This window comes from Caballeronia sp. M23-90 (assembly GCF_053574605.1).
This window is the reverse complement of record NZ_JBSIPA010000621.1, coordinates 1-3,063: the sequence shown is the minus strand read 5'-3', so window position 1 is coordinate 3,063 and position 3,063 is coordinate 1. Positions and strand designations below refer to the sequence as shown.

Sequence of the window (3,063 nt, the reverse complement as noted above, 5' to 3'; positions counted from 1 at the left end):
TTGACGCGCCTGCCACGATCTCGGCCGCGCTGGCGGCGTTCGGCGGTATCGATATCGTCGTGCATAACGCCGGCATCACCCGCGACAAGACCATCGCGAAGATGACCGGGGCTGCGTGGGACAGCGTGATCGACGTGAACCTGTCGGCGCAGGAACGCATCGATGAAGCGCTGCTCGAAAAGGATGTGCTGCATATGGGCGGCAGGATCATAGGCGTATCGTCGATAAGCGGCATCGCCGGCAACCTCGGCCAGACGAACTATGCGACCTCGAAGGCCGGCGTGATCGGCCGCGTGCAAGGCATGGCGAAGCTCCTCGCTGCGCGAGGCATCACGATCAACGCGGTAGCGCCGGGGTTTATCGAAACGCATATGACCGCGAAGATTCCGCTGGGGCTTCGGGAAGCGGGACGTCGCATGAATTCGATGAGCCAGGGCGGCTTGCCTGTCGATGTCGCCGAGACGATCGCGTGGCTTGCGAGCCCGGCATCGAGCGGCATTACCGGCAACGTCGTGCGCGTATGCGGTCAAAGCCTGATCGGAGCATGAACATGATGCTTGCTTCAGGCGCGGCGCGTATGCGCACGGTGATCGTGGACACCTTGCCGCCGCCGGCGAAACTCTACGGCCGCGCGTTGCAAGGCATCTTCAAGCGTGGCGTCGGCGCGGCAGAGTTGCCCTCGCTTCGGCTCGTGCGGCCCAAGGTGCCGCTCGATCCCGAGCAGATCGGCCGGTATGCGCGCGTGTGCGGATTTATTCCCGAACATGGCGTGCCGCCCACGTTCCCGCACGTGATGGCGTTCCCGCTGCATCTGATGCTGCTCACCGATACCGCGTTTCCGTGGCCCGCAATCGGCCTCGTGCATATATCGAATACGGTGCATATGCGACGTACCTTGCATTCGGGACAGACGCTGCGCATTGAAGTGGAAAGCGGCGCGCTCATACCGCACGACAAAGGCCAGGCGTTCACGCTGCATACGCGTATCTATAGAGGTGGCGAAGCGGTGTGGGACGCCGACAGCATTTATCTGAAGCGTGGCGTGGCCAATCGTGCGGGCGGTGCGGGCGGTGCGAGCGGTGCTCCCGTTGCGGAAGCATCCGGCATCGAAGCGCCCGTGCTGACACGTGAAGCACGCTGGCAACTGCCCGCGCAACTCGGGCGTGACTACGCGAAGGCGTCCGGCGACTTCAATCCCATCCATCTGCATGCACTCACCGCAAAAGCCTTCGGCTTCCCGCGCGCCATCGCTCATGGGATGTGGACGCTTGGCCGGACCGTCGCGGCGTTGCAGCCCTGCAAGCAACTGGGTTCTGCAAATATCAGCGGCGAGTTCAAGTCGCCCATTTTCCTGCCCGCCGAAACCACGCTGTGGACCGCGGCATCATCGACCACGGCGCGCGACTTCGAAGTCCGCGATCTTGCCGGCGAAAGGCTGCATCTGCGCGGCCGCTTCGATTGGGAATTGTCATGACTACGAGCGCCCTTCCCGCTGTGCGTCGCGTGGCGATCATCGGCAGCAACCGGATTCCGTTTGCGCGCTCGAACACGGCGTATGCGGCGGCATCGAATCAGGACATGCTGAGCTTCGCGCTGCAAGGGCTCGTTGATCGATACGACCTCCATGGCCTGCGCCTGGGCGAAGTCGCGGCGGGCGCGGTCGTCAAGCACTCGCGCGACTTCAACCTCACGCGCGAAGCCGTGCTCTCAACCACGCTCGCGAAAGAAACGCCCGCGTACGATGTCAGCCAGGCATGCGGCACGGGCCTCGAAACTGCCATCCTGGTTGCGAACAAGATCGCGCTTGGACACATCGATGCAGGCATTGCAGGCGGTGTCGATACGACGTCCGACGCGCCTATCGGCGTCAACGAACGGATGCGCAAGATCTTGCTGGAAGCCAACCGCAGCAAGTCGGCGGCGCAGCGCATGAGCGCGTTTGCGAAGCTGCGGCCGGGCATGCTGGTGAAACCCGCGTTGCCGCGCAACAGCGAACCGCGCACGGGTTTGTCGATGGGCGAGCATTGCGAACTGATGGCGAAGCGCTGGAAGATACCCCGCGAGGCGCAGGACGAACTTGCGCTCGAGAGTCATCGCAAACTCTCCTCCGCTTACGAGCGCGGTTTCTTCAACGATCTCATGACGCCCTACAAGGGCCTCTCGCGCGACAACATCCTGCGGCACGATCTCACGCTTGATCGCTTAGCCGCGCTCAGACCTGTCTTCGATCGTGATGCCGGCACGCTCACTGCCGGCAATTCCACGCCGCTCACCGATGGCGCGTCGGCCGTCCTGCTCGCATCCGACGAATGGGCTGCCGCGCGCAACTTGCCCGTGCTCGCGTATCTCACTTACTCGGAAACGGCGGCCATCGATTTCATCGACAAGAAGGAAGGCTTGTTGATGGCGCCTGCCTATGCGGTTCCGCGTATGCTCGAACGCGCGGGACTCGGCCTCGCGGACTTCAGCTTCTATGAAATCCACGAAGCTTTCGCCGCGCAAGTACTGTGTACGCTCAAGGCATGGGAAGACGATGAATACTGCTGCACGCAGCTCGGTCTCGACGGCCCTTTTGGTTCGATCGACCGGTCGCGAATGAACGTGAACGGCGGGTCGCTGGCGGCAGGTCATCCGTTTGCCGCGACGGGTGGACGAATCGTGGGCGCACTTGCAAAGATGCTCGCGGGCGAGCCGGATACGCCCGGCGCAACCACACGCGGCCTGATATCGATTTGCGCCGCGGGCGGCCAGGGCGTGGTCGCAATCCTCGAACGATGAACGTCAAAAACAGGGCCTTGCAGCGCCCAAGCACATAAAGTGCTGCTCCGTGGAATTTCGGGGCGCTCCGAAGCGTTGTGTCACAGATAAATACCTGGCGAATAAACCGCCGTGAACCGCACGACGCCGAAGCAGCCAACAGCCAGAACGCCGAACGATTGGACCACGGAGAATCTCATGCATCGAGTACGACAGCGTCGCCCGCGCGTGTTATCGAATCACGCGGCTACTCGCGCGTGGAGCGTGCTGGGCGCCTTCGCGCTGAGCGCGGCCATGTCAGGACCA

General features: G+C 63.0%; 3 protein-coding genes. All 3 read left to right on the top strand.

Annotated elements, in window-relative coordinates; genetic code table 11:
- Positions 1 to 548 (top strand): SDR family oxidoreductase (locus ACRXB1_RS33665; RefSeq protein WP_449494488.1); only part of this gene is annotated, 548 nt, incomplete at its 5' end.
- Between the two features lie 5 nt (positions 549 to 553).
- Complete coding sequence (locus ACRXB1_RS33660) at positions 554 to 1,474, top strand: MaoC family dehydratase (RefSeq protein WP_449494489.1); 921 nt, start codon at positions 554 to 556, stop codon at positions 1,472 to 1,474.
- Positions 1,471 to 2,778 (top strand): acetyl-CoA C-acetyltransferase, encoded by a 1,308-nt coding sequence (locus ACRXB1_RS33655; RefSeq protein ID WP_449494487.1) that lies wholly within the window; start codon positions 1,471 to 1,473, stop codon positions 2,776 to 2,778. Before ACRXB1_RS33660 ends, ACRXB1_RS33655 begins: the two co-directional genes overlap by 4 nt.
- The last annotated feature ends 285 nt before the right edge of the window (positions 2,779 to 3,063 follow it).

What these genes read in the sequence shown, in the direction of transcription:
- ACRXB1_RS33660 (WP_449494489.1), top strand. Translation starts at nt 554, where the DNA reads ATGCTTGCTTCAGGCGCGGCGCGTATGCGCACGGTGATCGTGGACACC.
- ACRXB1_RS33655 (WP_449494487.1), top strand. Translation starts at nt 1,471, where the DNA reads ATGACTACGAGCGCCCTTCCCGCTGTGCGTCGCGTGGCGATCATCGGC.